This is a genomic window from Arcobacter sp. (assembly GCF_050300555.1).
Taxonomy (GTDB): domain Bacteria; phylum Campylobacterota; class Campylobacteria; order Campylobacterales; family Arcobacteraceae; genus Arcobacter.
On sequence record NZ_JBNKXY010000009.1, the window covers coordinates 96671 to 112767 of the forward strand.

Here is a 16097-nt window from a genome sequence, read left to right on the forward strand (position 1 = left end):
GTAATAATACTATAGAAAATAATATAAAAGTAAAAGTTGATGAACTTAATCTTTGGTATGGAGATAATCATGCTTTACATAATATAAGTCTTGATTTATTTGAAAATAAAATTACTGCACTTATTGGTCCATCAGGTTGTGGTAAATCTACTTTTTTAAGATGTATAAATAGAATGAATGATTTAATTAACATCGTAAAAATTGATGGAGAAATAGTTATAGATAATAAAAACATATATGACAAAGATGTAGATGAAGTAAGTGTTCGTAAAAAAATTGGTATGGTATTTCAACAACCAAATCCATTTCCAAAAACTATCTATGATAATGTTGCATATGCACCACTAAAACATGGAATAGTAAAAAAAGGTAAAGATTGTGATGAGTTAGTTCAAACTTCACTAATCAAAGCAGGTCTTTGGGACGAAGTAAAAGATAAATTAACTGACCCTGGAACTTCACTTTCTGGAGGGCAACAACAAAGATTATGTATAGCTAGAACAATCGCTGTAAAACCAGAAGTTATTTTAATGGATGAACCAACATCAGCTTTAGACCCAATAAGTACAGAAAAAATTGAAGCACTTATGCTAGAACTTAAAAATGACTATACAATTATAACAGTAACACACAATATGCAACAAGCCGCACGTGTTGCAGATTACACTGCATTTTTCCATTTAGGAAAATTAATTGAATATGATAAAACAGATGTTATATTTGTTAATCCTAGCAACAAAAAAACAGAAGATTATATTACAGGAAGGTTTGGATAATGTTAAAAGTTTACGATACAAAAAGAGCACAAATTCAACATGATTTATTAGAGATAGGGGATATCGTTATTGAGTCATTGAATACTGCATTAAAAGCTTTAAAAGACGATGAAATCAAATCACTTAAAGGTGCTGATTTATCACTTAAAAAACTTACTGCAAAATCAAATGATATTGATAATGCAATTGTTACAGCACTTGCTTTATATCAACCAGAAGCAAAAGATTTAAGAGAATTAGTTTCATACTTAAAAATTACAAATGAATTATCAAGAGCTGGTGAAAATACAAAAGTTTTTATAAAAGTTTTTAGAGCTGCATTTAGTGATGATTTAAATACAAAAACTATTTTGGAATTTGCTATACCATTATTAAAATCAACTATTCTTTCGCTTCAAACTTCTATGTTGATTATCAAAGAAGAAAACTCTAAACATATAGAAGAAAAATATCAAAGAGTTGTTGTAGAAGAGAGTAAAACTGATGATTTATATGCAATGATTGAAAAAAATATTTTAAAACTAATCTCTAAAAATTTAGATTTATCAAAAGAGTATTTTGACATATTAACTTCTCTAAGAAAACTAGAAAATATCTCTGATAGATCAGTGGCTATTGCTCACCTATTACTTTTTGCAGAAAAAGGTGGAGAACTAGAGCGAAAATAGCTCTTTATGATATAATTACTTTTATGAGAAGAGCCATATTTAAAATAAAAAGATACTTTGAATACAATTATGAAGTTACAATAGCAATGATTTTATTTATTGCTATTATAACTTCTGGACTAGAGTTTTACAAAGCAATTATTTACATGCTAGAATTTATAGTTATCATGGAAGTTATAAAAATGATTTCTGATTTTATAAAAAAAGAGAAATTAAGACTTCGTTTTGTAATTGATATTTTTATTATATTTCTAATTAGAGATGTAATTATTCGAGCTTCACACAAAAATATAGACTATTTTGATATATTATTTTTACTAATTGTTATATTTGTATTTTTTATTTTTAGGATAATGTCAATAAAATATTCACCAGGAATAAATAAAATAAACAATAAAAGTGAGAATCGAAGTGAATGATATTACACTACTAATAATCGAAGATGAAGTTGATATACTTGAACTTCTTGAATACACCTTACAAAAAGAGGGATTTGAAACTATTGGTTTTTTAAATGCTTCAGATAAAGTTTATGAAGTTTTAGATGAAGAAGAGATAGATTTAATCCTAATGGATAGAAACCTACCAGGAATTGAAGGTACCACTTTTATCAATGATATCAAAGCAAAAGGTTACTCAATACCCGTAATATATGTAAGTGCAAAAGATAAAGACGAAGATATTTTAGAAGGATTTGATAAGCACGCAGATGATTATATTACTAAGCCATTTAATTTAAAAGAATTAATTGCAAGAATTAAAGCTGTAATTAAAAGAACTAAAAAAAATGTAGAAATTGAAAAGATAAAAGACATAACATATAAAAGTTCTAACAAAACTTTCTATATAGATGATAAAAAAATCGACCTTACAACATTAGAACATGATTTATTTTTAGAGTTTTTTAAAAATAAAGATATTCTTTTAAGTAGAGAGTATCTTTTAGAAGCTGTATGGGAAGACTCTTTAGAGAAAAAACTAAAAACAGTAAATGTTGCAGTAAAAAGATTAAAAAGTAAAATTGACCCAAAAGGTAATAAAAAATACATTAAATCAGTTCGTGGTGAAGGTTATATGTTTTGCTAAAAATACATCAGCTTTTCCTTAGAAGTTTTATATTTATCTTCTTATCAATTCTTTTACTTATTTCTATTGTTGTATATTTCTGGTCTAAATCCATATACTTTGAACAAATAGAAAAAAATATTTTATCAAATATCGATACCCTTGCTATTTCTTTACCAAATTTAAAAGATATCGATGCAAAAGTACTAGAGATAAAAAAAGCAACAAATCTAAGAGTTACAATAATAAATAAAGATGGAGTTGTTATTGCTGAAAGTGATGAAGATAAAAATCTTATGGAAAATCACTTAAACAGAGAAGAGGTAATTGCTGCAAAATATAAAGCATATGGAGAAATTGCTAGACACTCTCATACTCTTGATAAAGATCTCTTATATATTGCAAAAGAGGTAAATATTGATGGTGAAGATTATTATCTTAGAATGTCAAGTGAAATAACAACCATAAAAAAGTATTTTATAAAATTGACCTTACAACTTATAGGTATATTTTCTATTTTTTTACTTTTAGCTTTTGTAGTTTCATACTATATTTCAGATAAAATTAGACATGAAACTGACAATATTTTAAACTTCTTAATTAACTTGACTAAGAAAAAAGACCTAACAAATATGTCTTCTTTTTATACCCAAGAGTTTTTTACTATAAATAAACTACTTAATAAAGTAGCCATAAAGCTACAAAAAAAAGAGAAAACAAAAGCTAAACATACAGCAAAATTAAAACTTGCAAATAAACAAAAAGATGAAATAATTAGTGCTATCTCCCATGAGTTTAAAAATCCTATAGCAATTATCACAGGATATGCACAAACATTGCAAAACGATAAAGACTTACCAGTTCAGATGAGAGAAAAATTTTTAGCTAAAATCGATTCAAATGCAAATAAAATGACTCAAATAATAGATAAATTAAGATTAGCTCTAAAACTTGAAGAAGGCAAAGAGAAGATTGAAAAGAAATCTATTGATTTAAACAACTTATGCAAAAATATAATTACAGATTTAAAAGATAAATATCCTGCAAGAGTTATTGAAATTACTGGTATCGAACACAAAATTGAAGCAGATGAAACACTAATGAATATGGCAATATCAAACTTAGTAGAAAATGCACTAAAATATTCAGAAGATAAAGTTACAATTGAAATTACAAAAGAACACCTAAAAATAATAGATTTAGGTATTGGAATTAGTGAAACTGATCTTTTAAAAATAACAAGAAAATTTTATAGGGTTTCACAAAATGGATGGAATAACTCTTTAGGATTAGGTTTATTTATAGTTAATTCTATTCTAACATTGCATGATTTTAAACTTCAAATAAGCTCTATTTACGGTAAAGGTTCTGAATTTACAATTAAATATTAAAAAATACTTAATTTAAGCTATATGTAAGTATTTGTACACTATTATTCCACCTCATTAATTAAATCGGAGAATGTAGATGAAATTTACTCAAATGGCTAAAGCCAATGAAATTGATAGAGATTGGGTTATTATAGATGCAACTGATAAAGTATTTGGTAGAATCATTACTGAAGTTGCTACAATCTTAAGAGGTAAAAATAAGACTAATTATACTCCTCATGTAGATTGTGGAGATAACGTAATTATTATAAATGCAACAAAAGCAAAATTTTCTGGAACAAAACTAGAAACTAAAAATTACTACACACACTCTGGATACTTTGGTAGTACAAAAACTCACAAAATGTCAGAAATGTTTGAACAAAATCCTGAGAAGTTATATAAATTAGCTACTAGAGGTATGTTACCAAAAACTAAACTTGGTAAAACAATGTTAAAAAAATTAAAAGTATACGCAGGTAGCGAACACCCACACACTGCGCAAATTAAAGGATAAGACTAATGGCAAAAGTATACGCAACTGGAAGAAGAAAAACTTCTATCGCAAAAGTATGGTTAGAAGCTGGTAACGGACAACTTATTATTAACGGTCAAACTTTAGACGCATGGTTAGGTGGACACGAAGCTATCAAAAAAAGAGTTATGAGACCTTTAGAAGTATCTAAACAAGAAACTTCAGTAAATGTTGTAGTAAAAACTTTAGGTGGAGGTTACTCTGCACAAGCTGACGCTGCAAAACATGGTATTTCTAGAGCATTAGTTGCTTTTGATGAGCAATTTAGAGCTATCTTAAAACCATATGGTTTATTAACTAGAGATGCAAGATCTGTTGAGAGAAAAAAATACGGAAAGAAAAAAGCAAGAAAATCTACTCAATTTTCAAAAAGATAATTGGTATTTTACAACTTTATTTCAAAGTATCACAAAAAGGAGCGACAATTGTCGCTCCTTTTTTTATGCACTTTTTTACAAAAAGATATTACAATACTCCCATGAAAAATTTCCTCAAAATATTAATCACTTTTTATATTTTATTAAATACTACATATGCAAGTACATTGAACCTATCCATAAGTAGTTCACCTATTAGATTAAATCCTATTTTAGCTAATGATAGTGCAAGTAGTGATATTACTGGATGGTTATTTAATGGATTATTTAAATATGATAAAAATGGAAAAATAGCTATTGACCTTGCTTCTTCTTACAAATTTATAAACCCTACTCATCTGCTAATAAACTTGAAAAAAAATGTCCTATGGCATGATGGGAGAAAATTTACAGCTGATGATGTTATTTTTACCTATGAAAAAATAAATGACCCAAAAGTTTTCACAACAATAAAATCAAATTTTAAAGAAGTAAAAAGTGTATCTAAAATTGATGATTATACTGTTGAAGTAATTTATAAAAAACCCTATTTTAAAGCTTTAGAAATTTGGATGTTTGGAATAATTCCAAAACATATTTTAAAAGATGACAAAGACCTTATGACAAGTACTTTTAATAAACATCCAATAGGAACTGGTTCATATAAAATTGATAGCTTTAAAGTTGGAAGTGACATAAAACTATATGCTTTTGATAACTATTTTGAAGGAAGACCTAAAATTGACGAATTAAATTTCAAATTTTTACCAGATCCTAATACTTCATTTTTATATTTAAAACAAAACAAACTTGACCTTGGTAGCTTAACTCCCCTTCAAGTTGATAGACAAATAGATGAAGAATTCAAAAAAAATTACCAAATAATTGAAAAACCAGCTTTTGCATATGATTATTTAGGATTTAATCTAAACAACAAAAAGTTTAAAGATATAAAGGTGAGAAAAGCTTTATCTTTAGGTATAAATAGAAAAGAGATAATTGATATCCTATTTTTTGGACATGGAGAAGTATGTAATGGCCCTTTTTTACCAAGAACATTTGCATATGATGAAAATGTAAAACCAATTAAACAAAATATAAAAGAAGCAAAACGATTATTGAAACTTGCAGGTTATGATGAAAATCATCCTTTTAGTTTTGAAGTTATTACTAATACAGGAAATGATACTAGAATCAATGCTGCTCAAATTATCCAATATCAATTGGCAAAAATCGGTGTTAAAATGAAAATTAGAGTTATGGAGTGGCAAGCATTTTTAAATACAGTAGTTCATCCTAGAAACTTTGAAGCAGTTGTTTTAGGTTGGGGTCTTGCACTTATGCCAGACGCTTATCCATTGTGGCATAGTGATTCAATGAAAAAAGGTAGGTTTAATCTTGTTGGATATTCAAACAAAGAAGTTGATGAACTTATTGTAAAAGGTTCAACTACTGTAGATAAAAAAGAGTTAAGCAAGATATATAAAAAAATATTTAATATAATTTCAAATGATACGCCATATCTTTTTTTATATATACCAAACTCCATTTCAGTAGTAAGTAAAAAAATAAAAAATATAGAGCCTACTTTTATAGGTATAACTCACAATCAAAAAGATTGGATAAAAGAAGAATAAAAAAGGAAAATATTGGAAAACATTATATTATTTGATTTAGATGGTACATTAATAGACTCAACAGATGCAATAGTATCTACTTTCCATCACTCATTTAAGCAAATGAATTATGATTTTAAAGGAAATGAGGAAGATATAAAATCTCTTATTGGATACCCTTTAGATATTATGTACTTAGAATTAGGAGTTGAAGAAGAAGTTGTTTGGGATTTTGTATCTGCCTATAAACAAAGATATAAACTTATTTCAACAGAAAAAACTTTACTTTTACGAGATGCTATCGAAGCACTAGAAACAGCTAGTAAGTTTGCACGTTTATCTGTTGTTACAACTAAAACAGGAGCATATACTATCCCTTTACTTGAACACTTTGGCATTTTAAAGTATTTTGAAGTTGTTACAGGAAGAGAACATGTGGAAAATCCTAAACCTCATCCAGAACCAATTCTTAAAACTTTAGAACAAATGAATATAAATAAAACCTCAAATATTTGGATGATAGGTGATACCCATTTAGATATTTTAGCTGCTAATAGTGCAGGAATAAACTCTGTTGGAGTTTTATGTGGATATGGAAAAGAAAAAGACCTAAAAGAATTAACTAATTTTGTCACAAATAACTCTTTAGATGCTGTTAATTTAATCAAAGAATTCAAGCTTTAAAACTTAGTAATGAATTAAAAAAATTCATTAAAATATTTTTTAATTCATTTCTACTCATTTTAAAAAAGTAGAGAAATTTATCCAAAAAAATAAATATTTTTTCCAATTTAAATCAAAATACACATTTTTTTATACCCTGTAAGTATTATTTTCAGAAAAAAACACAATTTTAAGTAAATATTAAGTTTAAAAGTAAAAATTTGCAATTTTTTTATATTTTTTTCTTTTTTATACATAATATGTACATAATATAGGGCTTTTTAGAAATAAAATCGATATATTTATGTAAAAAAAAATTTCTTAGAAAAATAAACAGAAGCTTATATTTTACTTAATGGTCATTTGCTCCATTTAAAAACATACAAAAAGTATGCCAAAAAGTAGTTTTTCTTTACTCAACCTTATAATAATAAACTATATATTTTGAATTAAAATTCACCAAAGATTTATACAGCTAGAATACTTGAAGTTTTTATGATGTTACAAAAAGTTCATTCATAAAATATAAGTAAAGTTTATAATTAGGAGCTAAAAATGCTAGAAATTAGATGGCACAGCCGAGCAGGACAAGGGGCGGTTACTGGGGCAAAAGGTCTAGGTTCAGTTGTTGCAGAAACGGGGAAAGAAGTGCAAGCTTTTGCATTTTATGGTTCTGCAAAAAGAGGTGCATCAATGACTGCTTATAATAGAATTGATGATCAACAAATCATAAACCATGAAAAATTTATGAGACCAAATTTTGTATTTATATTAGACCCAGCATTAGTTTTTACAGATGACTTCACAGCTAATGAAACAGAAGATACAAAATACATAATTACAACTCATCTAAATAAAGAAGAGTTAATAGAAGCTGTTCCAGCTTTACATGGAAGAGAAGATAGAACATATATATTAGACTGTTTACAAATCTCTCAAGAAACTATTGGAAGACCTATACCAAATACGCCAATGTTAGGGGCATTTATGAAAATAAGTGGTATGTTTGAATTAGATTATTTCCAAAATGCAATGAAATCTGTACTAAAAAAACTTCCTCAAAAAGTAATCGATGCAAATATGATTGCTATTGAGAGAGCATATAACGAAGTACATTAAGGAGCAAATTATGAGTAAATCAATTAAAGAAATGGGTTGGGATGAATTAGTACCTGGGGCGGCACTATTTGCATTTAACCAGACAATTGAAGGTATGATTGCTGAAGTTCAACCAGAAGATAGAATATATGCAGAAACAAACTCTAAAAATGCTTATGTTGGAGATTGGAGAGTAATCAAACCTGTGTGGAATACTGAACTATGTATTGACTGTCAAAACTGTTGGCTGTATTGCCCAGATACAGCTATCATTTCAAGAGATAAAGAGATGAAAGGTGTTGATTATGACCACTGCAAAGGTTGTGGAATCTGTGTTGAAGTGTGTCCTACTAATCCTAAATCATTAATAATGTTCAATGAAACAGAAAAAAATGAAATTGCACTTACTAAGTGGCCTGAGAAAAAACAAAAAGGTGAGAAATAATGAATAGCAAACAAATGGAACTAAACAAAGTAGAAGTTTGGGATGGTAATACATGTAATGCTCATGCACTAAGACAAGCAGGAGTTGATGTAGTTGCTGCTTATCCTATTACTCCATCAACTAATACTGTTGAAAACTATGCAGCAATGCATTCAAATGGTTATGTAGATGGTGAAATTATTATGGTTGAATCAGAGCATGCTGCTATGTCAGGATGTGTTGGTGCTGGTGCTGCTGGTGGTAGAGTTGCAACTGCAACTTCATCTCAAGGTTGTGCACTTATGGTTGAAGTTTTATACCAATGTTCAGGTATGAGAATTCCTGCTGTTTTATGTTTAGTAAATAGAGCACTTGCAGCTCCACTAAATGTAAATGGTGACCACTCTGATATGTATTTAACAAGAGATTCAGGATGGATTCAATTAGATTCATTTAATGCTCAAGAAGCATATGATTTAACTTTATGTGCATTTAGAATAGGTGAACACAAAGATGTTAGACTTCCAGTTATCTCAAATCAAGATGGATTTTTAACTTCACATACAGCACAAACAGTAAGACCATTGTCTGATAAAGTTGCTTATGATTTCGTAGGTGATTATGTACAAGTTAATGCAATGCTTGATTTTTCAAAACCAGTAACACACGGTGTGCAAACTGAACATGATTGGCATTTTGAACATAAAGCTAAACAACATGCGGCATTAATGGGTTCATTACCAGTTGTTGAAGAGATTTTTGAAGAATTTGAAAAAGTAAGTGGTAGAAAATATAATATTGTAGAATCATATAAAGTAGAAGATGCTGATGTAGTTATTGTATGTTTAGGAACTACATATGAAACAGCAATGATTGCAGTAGATGCAATAAGAGAAGAAACTGGTATAAAAGCTGGTGTTATTGCACCAAGATTATTTAGACCATTCCCTCTTACTCAATTAGCTTCAAAATTACAAAATGTAAAAGCAATTGCTTGTATGGATAGAAGTGCCCCTGGTGGAACTGTTGGTGCGTTATATAATGAAGTTGCGGGAGCATTATTTAACACTCCTGCAAGACCTGTATTAAGAAACTTAGTATATGGTTTAGGTGGAAGAGATATTATTGTAAATGAATTAAAAGATATCTTCACTTCTTTAAATGAAGATGCAAAAAATGGAAAACTTTCTGGAAAAATCCAAACACTTCATGGTGTTAGAGGACCAGAGTTAAGTTTCTATGAACACTAAGGAAAAAATATGAGTAATCAAAAAGAAATCAAAAACTTAAAAACGTTTTCAACTGCGGCTGAAAGATTTGAGGGTTCTCACGTTTTATGTCCAGGTTGTGCACACTCTATTATTGTAAGAGAAGTATTAAATGCAACAAATGACAACTTAGTTGTATCCGCTGCTACTGGATGTTTAGAAGTTTGTACAGCTATTTATCCACATACTTCATGGGATTGTTCTTGGATTCATATTGGATTTGAAAATGCTTCAACTGCAATCGCAGGTGCAGAAACCATGAACAAAGTTCTTAGAAAAAAAGGAAGAATTGACCCATCTACTCCTGAACCAAAATTTGTAACTTTTGGTGGAGATGGTGCTACTTATGATATAGGTTTCCAATGGATTTCTGGATGTTTTGAAAGAGGACATGACTTTATGTATGTTTGTTTAGACAATGAAGTTTATGCAAATACAGGAGGTCAAAGATCATCTTCAACTCCTATTGGTTCAAGTACAACAACTGCACCAGCTGGAAGTGATTCATATGGTGAAAAAAGAAATAAAAAAGATATGTTAGCTATCATGGCTGCACATGGTTCTCCATATGTTGCACAAGTTGCACCAAATAAATGGAAAGATATGGTTAAAAAAATCCAAACAGGATTTGCAACAAAAGGGCCAGTATTTATCAATGCTATGTCTGCATGTACAACAGAATGGAAATTTCAACCACATCAAACAATTGAAGCATCTGATTTAGCAGTTGATTCATTGGTTTTCCCATTATATGAAATCATTGATGGAACAGAGTTAAATATCACATACAGACCAAAAAATATTGTGCCTGTTAGAGATTATTTAGGATTCCAACCAAGATTTAAACACCTATTTAAACCTGAAAATGAGCATATCATAGAAGAGTGGCAAAAAAGAGTAGATGCGAAATGGGAATATCTACAAAGAAGAGAAGAAGCAAGAGTATAAAAGCATCGCTTTTAGCCTGACTATTCGTCAAAACAACATTTTCAAGCACTCACCTACTTCATGTAGGCTCCCTTGCTTGAAAATATTTCTTTTCCTCAATTCAAACTAAAATCAATACTTTTCTATAAGTTATATATCTCTAATCTCTGATTCTTTAATAATAAATCTTTCATTAATAAAATTTTTATTACTAAAAAGTTTTCTAATTTCTTCTTTATATTTAGTATCTGAAAAAGGAGAAATATAAATTTCATGAACTAATATATCTAAATCTACTCTAACATTTCTTCCTTTAGATAAATCATATGGAGGATTAGTACCTCCTTCAGAACGAGGATAATTTAAAATAAATATTCTTAATTCTTTTTCAAAATCATAAAAAGGTTTTTTTGTAGAAATAACAGTGAATCTACTTAATTCATCACTATTTAAATGCTTTTTATATTTAACTTTTGAAATAAAAAAATCTTCTGGATAATTATCCTTCCCTTTTTCTATAGCTTTTCTTAATTTAGAAACTGTACTTTTTATCGCTATACCATTTTTTTCTCCACCTAAATATATTTTCCACAACGCATAAGATTCAAAAGGATTAACTGACCAACAATTAATTAAAACTAAATTTTTCATTGGATTAGTCTCCCAATAAAATCGAAATAATTCTTCTTCTAGTTCTCTCCCCTTAAAACCTGATTTTTCTAATAACTTTTTTTGATTCTTATAAGTAGATGCTGGTATTGAAACTTCATATTTATCAGTTAATATATTTGCATTTGCAAAATATATTGAAGAATCATTTATCATTCGTTGTAGTTTACTATGATTCATATACCTCCAAATTATAGTATTCCCATGTGGAAGTTCTAAATATTCACTTTTTCTATAATTCATTTAATTATCCTATATAAAAAATCTTTTCTATTTTACACTAAAATAATCAAATTAATAATACAACATTTATCATTTATGAAGCTAATTTTGGGCTTTTATAAAATAAAATTATTCAAGGATATAAAATTTTAAAACTTTAACACCAGTTATCTTTCCATTAACCTTTGATTGTTTATTCATTTATTATCACTTGTTATAATTTTCTTACAAGACGAATACGAACGTCTTCATTTGTTCTCCTAAAAGGAAAAAAGAGGTCCGCGAAGCCTCTTTTTTTTTGCCTAATTAAAAGCTACTTTATTTTTGATTTTTATTTCTTCTTTTGAAATCTCTGATTGATAAACTAAAACTTCTACACCTTTTTTTCTTGCTTCAATCAAAGCATCATTATATTTTTTATCTATTTCATCTGCTATTTTAAATGGCAATTTATCAGTACGTTGAATTATATACAACATAACGGCTCTATGTCCTTGTTTTACCATTGATACAAGTTCGTCTAGATGTTTTTTTCCTCTTGTAGTAACAGCATCAGGAAATGCCAAATGGTTACCAGATTTTAGGCTTACACTTTTTATTTCTACATAACATTTTTCATCTTCACTTTCTAATAAAATATCTATCCTAGAATTTACTCCATATTTTTGTTCTGGTTTTAGGGAACTATAGCCTTGAAGCTCTTTTATTGTTCCATTTTCTATTGCTTCTATGGCAATCTTATTTGCAACACCTGTATTTGTACAAATAAGAACATCATCCATTTTAGTAAGCTCTAATGTATATTTTAATTTTCTTTTGGGATTATCATGGAAACTAACCCAAACTTCACAATTTGGTTCTATACAAGAAGTCATTGCACCACTATTTGGTACATGTGCAGTTACCTCTTCACCATTTTCTAAAACTACATCAGCCAAAAATCTTTTATATCTTTTTACTAACCTAGCAGTATAAAGTTTATCAAATTTCATACTCTTCCTTCAAAATTTTCTATTAAAAAATTTTATTTGATTTCTTTACTAAGTTCCAAAGTCAGATTTTTAGATATCTCTTCAAAAGCTTTGTTTACTGCAATAACAAAGCCATATGGAGAGTTTGTCTCACATAAAATCTTTTTATCATAACTATATGTTTTTAGAAGTTCTTTTTTTGATATCAAATCAAACTTTACTTTTAAAATAGCAAAAGAGTCTTTTCCTTCAAAACTATGGTAAAGATTAGTGATATTTGATTTTAAAGTATAGTCAAACTCTATACTTGAGCTTTTTTGTAATACAGCTTTAAAAATATTACTATTTTCTAATGATTGAACTAAATAGTTATGTATCATATTACTTGGCAAATTTATCCATCTATTTTTTGCATATTGCTCAAATAAATAAGGTTTTTGACTATATAGTATTGCATTTGTATTAAAACTTTTATTTACAGTTGGAACTTCTACATATATAGATTTTAAGCTATTTTGATAAGAACTTTTATCTGTTTTATACTCAATAGCATAATGATTTACTTCGACGATTGTCTGCTTAAAAGCACATCCACTAAATACTATTGCCACAAACAAAAAAAGAAGTAACTTTATATTAGTTTTTATCATTTAATTCTCCTGGTCCATATTTGATATTTTTTTGCTTAAATAAAATATCACTTGGACTTTGATTTAAATTATCAATTAATTCTTGACTTTTTTCTAAACTATTTTCTAAACTATCCAAAACTACATTTAACTTATCAAAACTCTCTTGAGATAAATCTTTTATATTAAAAGAACCATTTTCAATATTTTCTAAAAGCTTTTGAGATAATTCTTGAAATTTTGCAGCAGACGTTTTTACAGATATTGCAGATGAATTCATAGAATCAAAAGATGCACTACCTGTTTTCGCAAAATTGTTCATATTTATAAATAATTCATCAATAAGTTTTTGATTCTTTTTTAAATTTGCAGAAACTTCTGCAATATTTTCCATACTTTTTTTTGTATTAACCATAGTTTGAGAAAAGTTTTTTATATTTTCTTCACTAAGCACTTTTTTTATTTGCCCTAAAACCAAAACCAATTCACTTGTAATATCAGCTGTTGAATCTTCCAAAGAAGCCAACATAGAGGTATGTGAAGGAATAACCATTTTTCCTGCATCATTAGGTTTTAAAAGCTCTGAAGCATGACTTCCACCCTTTAACTCAATATACTTTAATCCTGTAATTCCAAGATTTCCCAATACAGCGTAAATATCATCTTTTATTGGTGTTCCTTTTTTAATTAAAATATCAAGTTCTATCTCTTCTGAATTATTTTGATTGATTTTTATCTCTTCTACATTTCCTACTTCATATCCTCTATATTTAACCGTTGAACCAATATTTAATCCCGAAATTGATTCTTTAAAATAAATTGTATATTTATCAAATTTTTTATCTTCAAATCCATATTTACCCAACCAAAAAATAACACCTAAAATAAGTGCACTGAAAACCAATATAAAAAGTCCTATTTTAAAAAAGTTAATTTTGGTATCCATTTAGTCTTCCTTTCGTCTTAATAATTCTTTTGTAAATTCATTATCTGATTTAAGAGCATCTTCGATATTTCCATCAAAAATGATTTCTTTTTTAAGTATTATAAATCTATCTAAAACTGTTTTTATTGTTCCTAAATCATGGGTTATTATTACAATTGTCATATTTAATATATCCCTTAAATAAATTATCAATTCATTTATCTTTTCAGTACTTGCAGGATCCAATCCACTTGTTGGTTCATCCAAAAATAATATCTTAGGTTGCATAGCAATAGCTCTTGCCAATGCAACTCTTTTTTTCATACCTCCACTTAACTCTGAAGGATATAATAAAGCACTACTTTTTGGAAGACCTACTATTTCTAAATTTGTATATGCTATTTTTTCAATCAAATCTTTTGGTAAATCTGTATATTCATTTAACATCACACTTATATTTTCTATAACATTCAAAAATGAATACAATGCCCCAAACTGAAAAAGATAAGCAAACTGTTGTTTAATATTTTGGCTATCTTGCAAAGATAAAGTGGATACCTCTTTACCAAAAATTTTAATACTTCCTTTTTGAATCTTATTTAACATAACTATTTGTTTTACAAGTACAGATTTACCAGCACCACTTCCACCAATTATTCCAAATATCTCTTTTTCTTTTATTGAAAAAGAGATATTATCATGGACTATATTATCTCCAAATCTTGTTGATAAATTATCTACTCTTATTATTTCCATTATATTCCAATCTCCGTAAAGATTACTGAAAATATAGCATTTAATGCTATTACAACAAAAATAGCATTTACCACACTTATAGTAGTATATTTACCTATACTTGTGGTGTTATTTTGTACTTGAAAACCTCTATAACAACCTATTAAAGCTATGGCTATTCCAAAAAATACTGATTTTGATATCCCTATTACAAAATGTTTTAAAGGAATCTCTTGCCCAAGCCTATTTATAAACTCCCAAAAAGAGATATTTAAATCAATATACGAAATAACCATTCCTCCAAATATACCAATAACATCAGAAAAAAAGACCAATAAAGGCAAGGATATAACAAGAGCAAAAATACGAGGAAGTGTTAAAAATAGCGTTGGTTCAAAATTCATAGTACGCATAGCATCAATTTCTTCTGTTATTTTCATAGCACCTATTTCAGCTGTATAAGAACTTGCACTTCTTCCTGCTATTACAATAGCTGTAACCAAAGGAGAAATCTCTCTAAACATTGTAATAGAAACCATTTCAACTATAAAAATATTTGCACCAAATTTTTCAAGTTGGACTGAACCTTGATAAGCAATTACTACCCCAATTAAAAAAGAGGTAATACCTACTATAAATAAAGCATTTACAGCAGATGTATCAATATACTTGAACATAGCTTTTAATCTCATTTTTCGGGGATTCATTAATGAATAGATAAAAAAATAAACCACTTTACCAACAAACTCTATAAAATTTATACTTGATAAATATAATTCATAGGTTTTTTTTCCAATATCCTCAACAAAATGACTTTTTTCTTCAAGTTTGAAATTATTATCTTGGTAATGTTTCTCATAAAATTTATAAATTTTTTCATATGTGTTTAGATTTTTTATGGTTACATTTTGAAAAGTTTTAAAAAAAGAGATTAAATATATAATTGAGCAAGAGTCACACTCTTTTAAAGCTTCAAAATCAACAATTAATTGTGAATTCTTAGATAAATTAGTTTTTTCTAAAGCTTTTATATCTTTTAAAAGGGTCTCTTTTTTCCAACTATTTATTAATAAAAGTTCAAAAGTATTATTATCAAATTTATTTAATTTAAAATTATAATCTTCCATAACAACTAATTATTCCTTTATTAATACTAACTACATATATTATATTTAAATTT

19 protein-coding genes are annotated in these 16097 nt (G+C 27.8%); 13 read left to right on the forward strand and 6 right to left on the reverse strand.

The features are described from left to right. Positions 1 to 23 precede the first annotated feature (23 nt). The 13 genes from pstB (at position 24) to ACQY5W_RS08500 (ending at position 10787) form a co-directional block, all read left to right on the forward strand. A complete protein-coding gene (gene pstB / locus ACQY5W_RS08440; RefSeq protein ID WP_428024552.1) occupies positions 24 to 776 on the forward strand; it encodes a phosphate ABC transporter ATP-binding protein PstB in 753 nt (250 codons plus the stop codon). Continuing rightward, positions 776 to 1444 (forward strand): phosphate signaling complex PhoU family protein, encoded by a 669-nt coding sequence (locus ACQY5W_RS08445; protein WP_428024517.1) that lies wholly within the window; start codon positions 776 to 778, stop codon positions 1442 to 1444. Before pstB ends, ACQY5W_RS08445 begins: the two co-directional genes overlap by 1 nt. A gap of 23 nt (positions 1445 to 1467) precedes the next feature. After that, positions 1468 to 1863 carry a phosphate-starvation-inducible PsiE family protein gene (locus ACQY5W_RS08450; RefSeq protein WP_428024518.1) on the forward strand — a complete coding sequence of 132 codons (396 nt, stop codon included), beginning with the start codon at positions 1468 to 1470 and terminating at the stop codon, positions 1861 to 1863. After that, positions 1856 to 2530, forward strand: a complete 675-nt coding sequence (locus ACQY5W_RS08455; RefSeq protein WP_428024519.1) for a response regulator transcription factor — start codon at positions 1856 to 1858, stop codon at positions 2528 to 2530. Before ACQY5W_RS08450 ends, ACQY5W_RS08455 begins: the two co-directional genes overlap by 8 nt. Continuing rightward, the gene (locus ACQY5W_RS08460) at positions 2524 to 3900 is read left to right on the forward strand and encodes a sensor histidine kinase (RefSeq protein ID WP_428024520.1); all 1377 of its coding nucleotides are present in this window, start codon (positions 2524 to 2526) and stop codon (positions 3898 to 3900) included. The genes ACQY5W_RS08455 and ACQY5W_RS08460 overlap by 7 nt, the downstream gene beginning before the upstream one ends. Positions 3901 to 3976: 76 nt before the next feature. Then, entirely contained in the window at positions 3977 to 4396 is a 420-nt protein-coding gene (gene rplM / locus ACQY5W_RS08465; protein ID WP_428024521.1) for a 50S ribosomal protein L13, read from the forward strand. 5 nt (positions 4397 to 4401) lie between these two features. Beyond that, positions 4402 to 4791, forward strand: coding sequence for a 30S ribosomal protein S9 (rpsI, locus tag ACQY5W_RS08470; protein WP_428024522.1), 390 nt, complete (start codon positions 4402 to 4404; stop codon positions 4789 to 4791). A 101-nt stretch (positions 4792 to 4892) separates the two neighbouring features. Then, a complete protein-coding gene (locus ACQY5W_RS08475; protein ID WP_428024523.1) occupies positions 4893 to 6407 on the forward strand; it encodes a peptide-binding protein in 1515 nt (504 codons plus the stop codon). Between the two features lie 12 nt (positions 6408 to 6419). Continuing rightward, positions 6420 to 7070 (forward strand): HAD family hydrolase, encoded by a 651-nt coding sequence (locus ACQY5W_RS08480; protein WP_428024524.1) that lies wholly within the window; start codon positions 6420 to 6422, stop codon positions 7068 to 7070. A 534-nt stretch (positions 7071 to 7604) separates the two neighbouring features. Then, the gene (locus tag ACQY5W_RS08485) at positions 7605 to 8168 is read left to right on the forward strand and encodes a pyruvate flavodoxin oxidoreductase subunit gamma (protein WP_428024525.1); all 564 of its coding nucleotides are present in this window, start codon (positions 7605 to 7607) and stop codon (positions 8166 to 8168) included. Between the two features lie 10 nt (positions 8169 to 8178). Continuing rightward, complete coding sequence (locus ACQY5W_RS08490; protein WP_428024526.1) at positions 8179 to 8592, forward strand: 4Fe-4S binding protein; 414 nt, start codon at positions 8179 to 8181, stop codon at positions 8590 to 8592. Beyond that, the gene (locus ACQY5W_RS08495; RefSeq protein WP_428024527.1) at positions 8592 to 9821 is read left to right on the forward strand and encodes a 2-oxoacid:ferredoxin oxidoreductase subunit alpha; all 1230 of its coding nucleotides are present in this window, start codon (positions 8592 to 8594) and stop codon (positions 9819 to 9821) included. Before ACQY5W_RS08490 ends, ACQY5W_RS08495 begins: the two co-directional genes overlap by 1 nt. A 9-nt stretch (positions 9822 to 9830) precedes the next feature. Continuing rightward, positions 9831 to 10787, forward strand: coding sequence for a thiamine pyrophosphate-dependent enzyme (locus tag ACQY5W_RS08500; protein ID WP_428024528.1), 957 nt, complete (start codon positions 9831 to 9833; stop codon positions 10785 to 10787). Positions 10788 to 10916: 129 nt separating this feature from the next. Here the strand turns inward: ACQY5W_RS08500 and ACQY5W_RS08505 are convergent, their stop codons facing one another. The 6 genes from ACQY5W_RS08505 to ACQY5W_RS08530 form a co-directional block, all read right to left on the reverse strand. Further along, on the reverse strand, positions 10917 to 11678 hold the full coding sequence (locus ACQY5W_RS08505; protein ID WP_428024529.1) for a hypothetical protein: 762 nt from the start codon (positions 11676 to 11678) through the stop codon (positions 10917 to 10919). Between the two features lie 281 nt (positions 11679 to 11959). Further along, positions 11960 to 12649, reverse strand: coding sequence for a DNA/RNA nuclease SfsA (gene sfsA / locus ACQY5W_RS08510; protein WP_428024530.1), 690 nt, complete (start codon positions 12647 to 12649; stop codon positions 11960 to 11962). A 32-nt stretch (positions 12650 to 12681) separates the two neighbouring features. Continuing rightward, entirely contained in the window at positions 12682 to 13278 is a 597-nt protein-coding gene (locus tag ACQY5W_RS08515; protein ID WP_428024531.1) for an ABC-type transport auxiliary lipoprotein family protein, read from the reverse strand. Continuing rightward, the gene (locus tag ACQY5W_RS08520; RefSeq protein WP_428024532.1) at positions 13265 to 14203 is read right to left on the reverse strand and encodes an MlaD family protein; all 939 of its coding nucleotides are present in this window, start codon (positions 14201 to 14203) and stop codon (positions 13265 to 13267) included. The genes ACQY5W_RS08515 and ACQY5W_RS08520 overlap by 14 nt, the downstream gene beginning before the upstream one ends. Next, on the reverse strand, positions 14204 to 14938 hold the full coding sequence (locus ACQY5W_RS08525) for an ABC transporter ATP-binding protein (RefSeq protein ID WP_428024533.1): 735 nt from the start codon (positions 14936 to 14938) through the stop codon (positions 14204 to 14206). It lies immediately after the preceding gene. Further along, positions 14938 to 16044 carry an MlaE family ABC transporter permease gene (locus ACQY5W_RS08530; protein WP_428024534.1) on the reverse strand — a complete coding sequence of 369 codons (1107 nt, stop codon included), beginning with the start codon at positions 16042 to 16044 and terminating at the stop codon, positions 14938 to 14940. The genes ACQY5W_RS08525 and ACQY5W_RS08530 overlap by 1 nt, the downstream gene beginning before the upstream one ends. Between the last annotated feature and the right edge of the window lie 53 nt (positions 16045 to 16097).

What these genes read in the sequence shown, in the direction of transcription:
- ACQY5W_RS08475 (WP_428024523.1), top strand. Translation starts at nt 4,893, where the DNA reads ATGAAAAATTTCCTCAAAATATTAATCACTTTTTATATTTTATTAAAT.
- ACQY5W_RS08450 (WP_428024518.1), top strand. Translation starts at nt 1,468, where the DNA reads ATGAGAAGAGCCATATTTAAAATAAAAAGATACTTTGAATACAATTAT.
- ACQY5W_RS08515 (WP_428024531.1), bottom strand. Translation starts at nt 13,278, where the DNA reads ATGATAAAAACTAATATAAAGTTACTTCTTTTTTTGTTTGTGGCAATA.
- rpsI (WP_428024522.1), top strand. Translation starts at nt 4,402, where the DNA reads ATGGCAAAAGTATACGCAACTGGAAGAAGAAAAACTTCTATCGCAAAA.
- ACQY5W_RS08490 (WP_428024526.1), top strand. Translation starts at nt 8,179, where the DNA reads ATGAGTAAATCAATTAAAGAAATGGGTTGGGATGAATTAGTACCTGGG.
- ACQY5W_RS08525 (WP_428024533.1), bottom strand. Translation starts at nt 14,938, where the DNA reads ATGGAAATAATAAGAGTAGATAATTTATCAACAAGATTTGGAGATAAT.
- rplM (WP_428024521.1), top strand. Translation starts at nt 3,977, where the DNA reads ATGAAATTTACTCAAATGGCTAAAGCCAATGAAATTGATAGAGATTGG.
- sfsA (WP_428024530.1), bottom strand. Translation starts at nt 12,649, where the DNA reads ATGAAATTTGATAAACTTTATACTGCTAGGTTAGTAAAAAGATATAAA.
- ACQY5W_RS08520 (WP_428024532.1), bottom strand. Translation starts at nt 14,203, where the DNA reads ATGGATACCAAAATTAACTTTTTTAAAATAGGACTTTTTATATTGGTT.
- ACQY5W_RS08500 (WP_428024528.1), top strand. Translation starts at nt 9,831, where the DNA reads ATGAGTAATCAAAAAGAAATCAAAAACTTAAAAACGTTTTCAACTGCG.
- ACQY5W_RS08495 (WP_428024527.1), top strand. Translation starts at nt 8,592, where the DNA reads ATGAATAGCAAACAAATGGAACTAAACAAAGTAGAAGTTTGGGATGGT.
- ACQY5W_RS08485 (WP_428024525.1), top strand. Translation starts at nt 7,605, where the DNA reads ATGCTAGAAATTAGATGGCACAGCCGAGCAGGACAAGGGGCGGTTACT.
- ACQY5W_RS08505 (WP_428024529.1), bottom strand. Translation starts at nt 11,678, where the DNA reads ATGAATTATAGAAAAAGTGAATATTTAGAACTTCCACATGGGAATACT.
- ACQY5W_RS08530 (WP_428024534.1), bottom strand. Translation starts at nt 16,044, where the DNA reads ATGGAAGATTATAATTTTAAATTAAATAAATTTGATAATAATACTTTT.
- ACQY5W_RS08445 (WP_428024517.1), top strand. Translation starts at nt 776, where the DNA reads ATGTTAAAAGTTTACGATACAAAAAGAGCACAAATTCAACATGATTTA.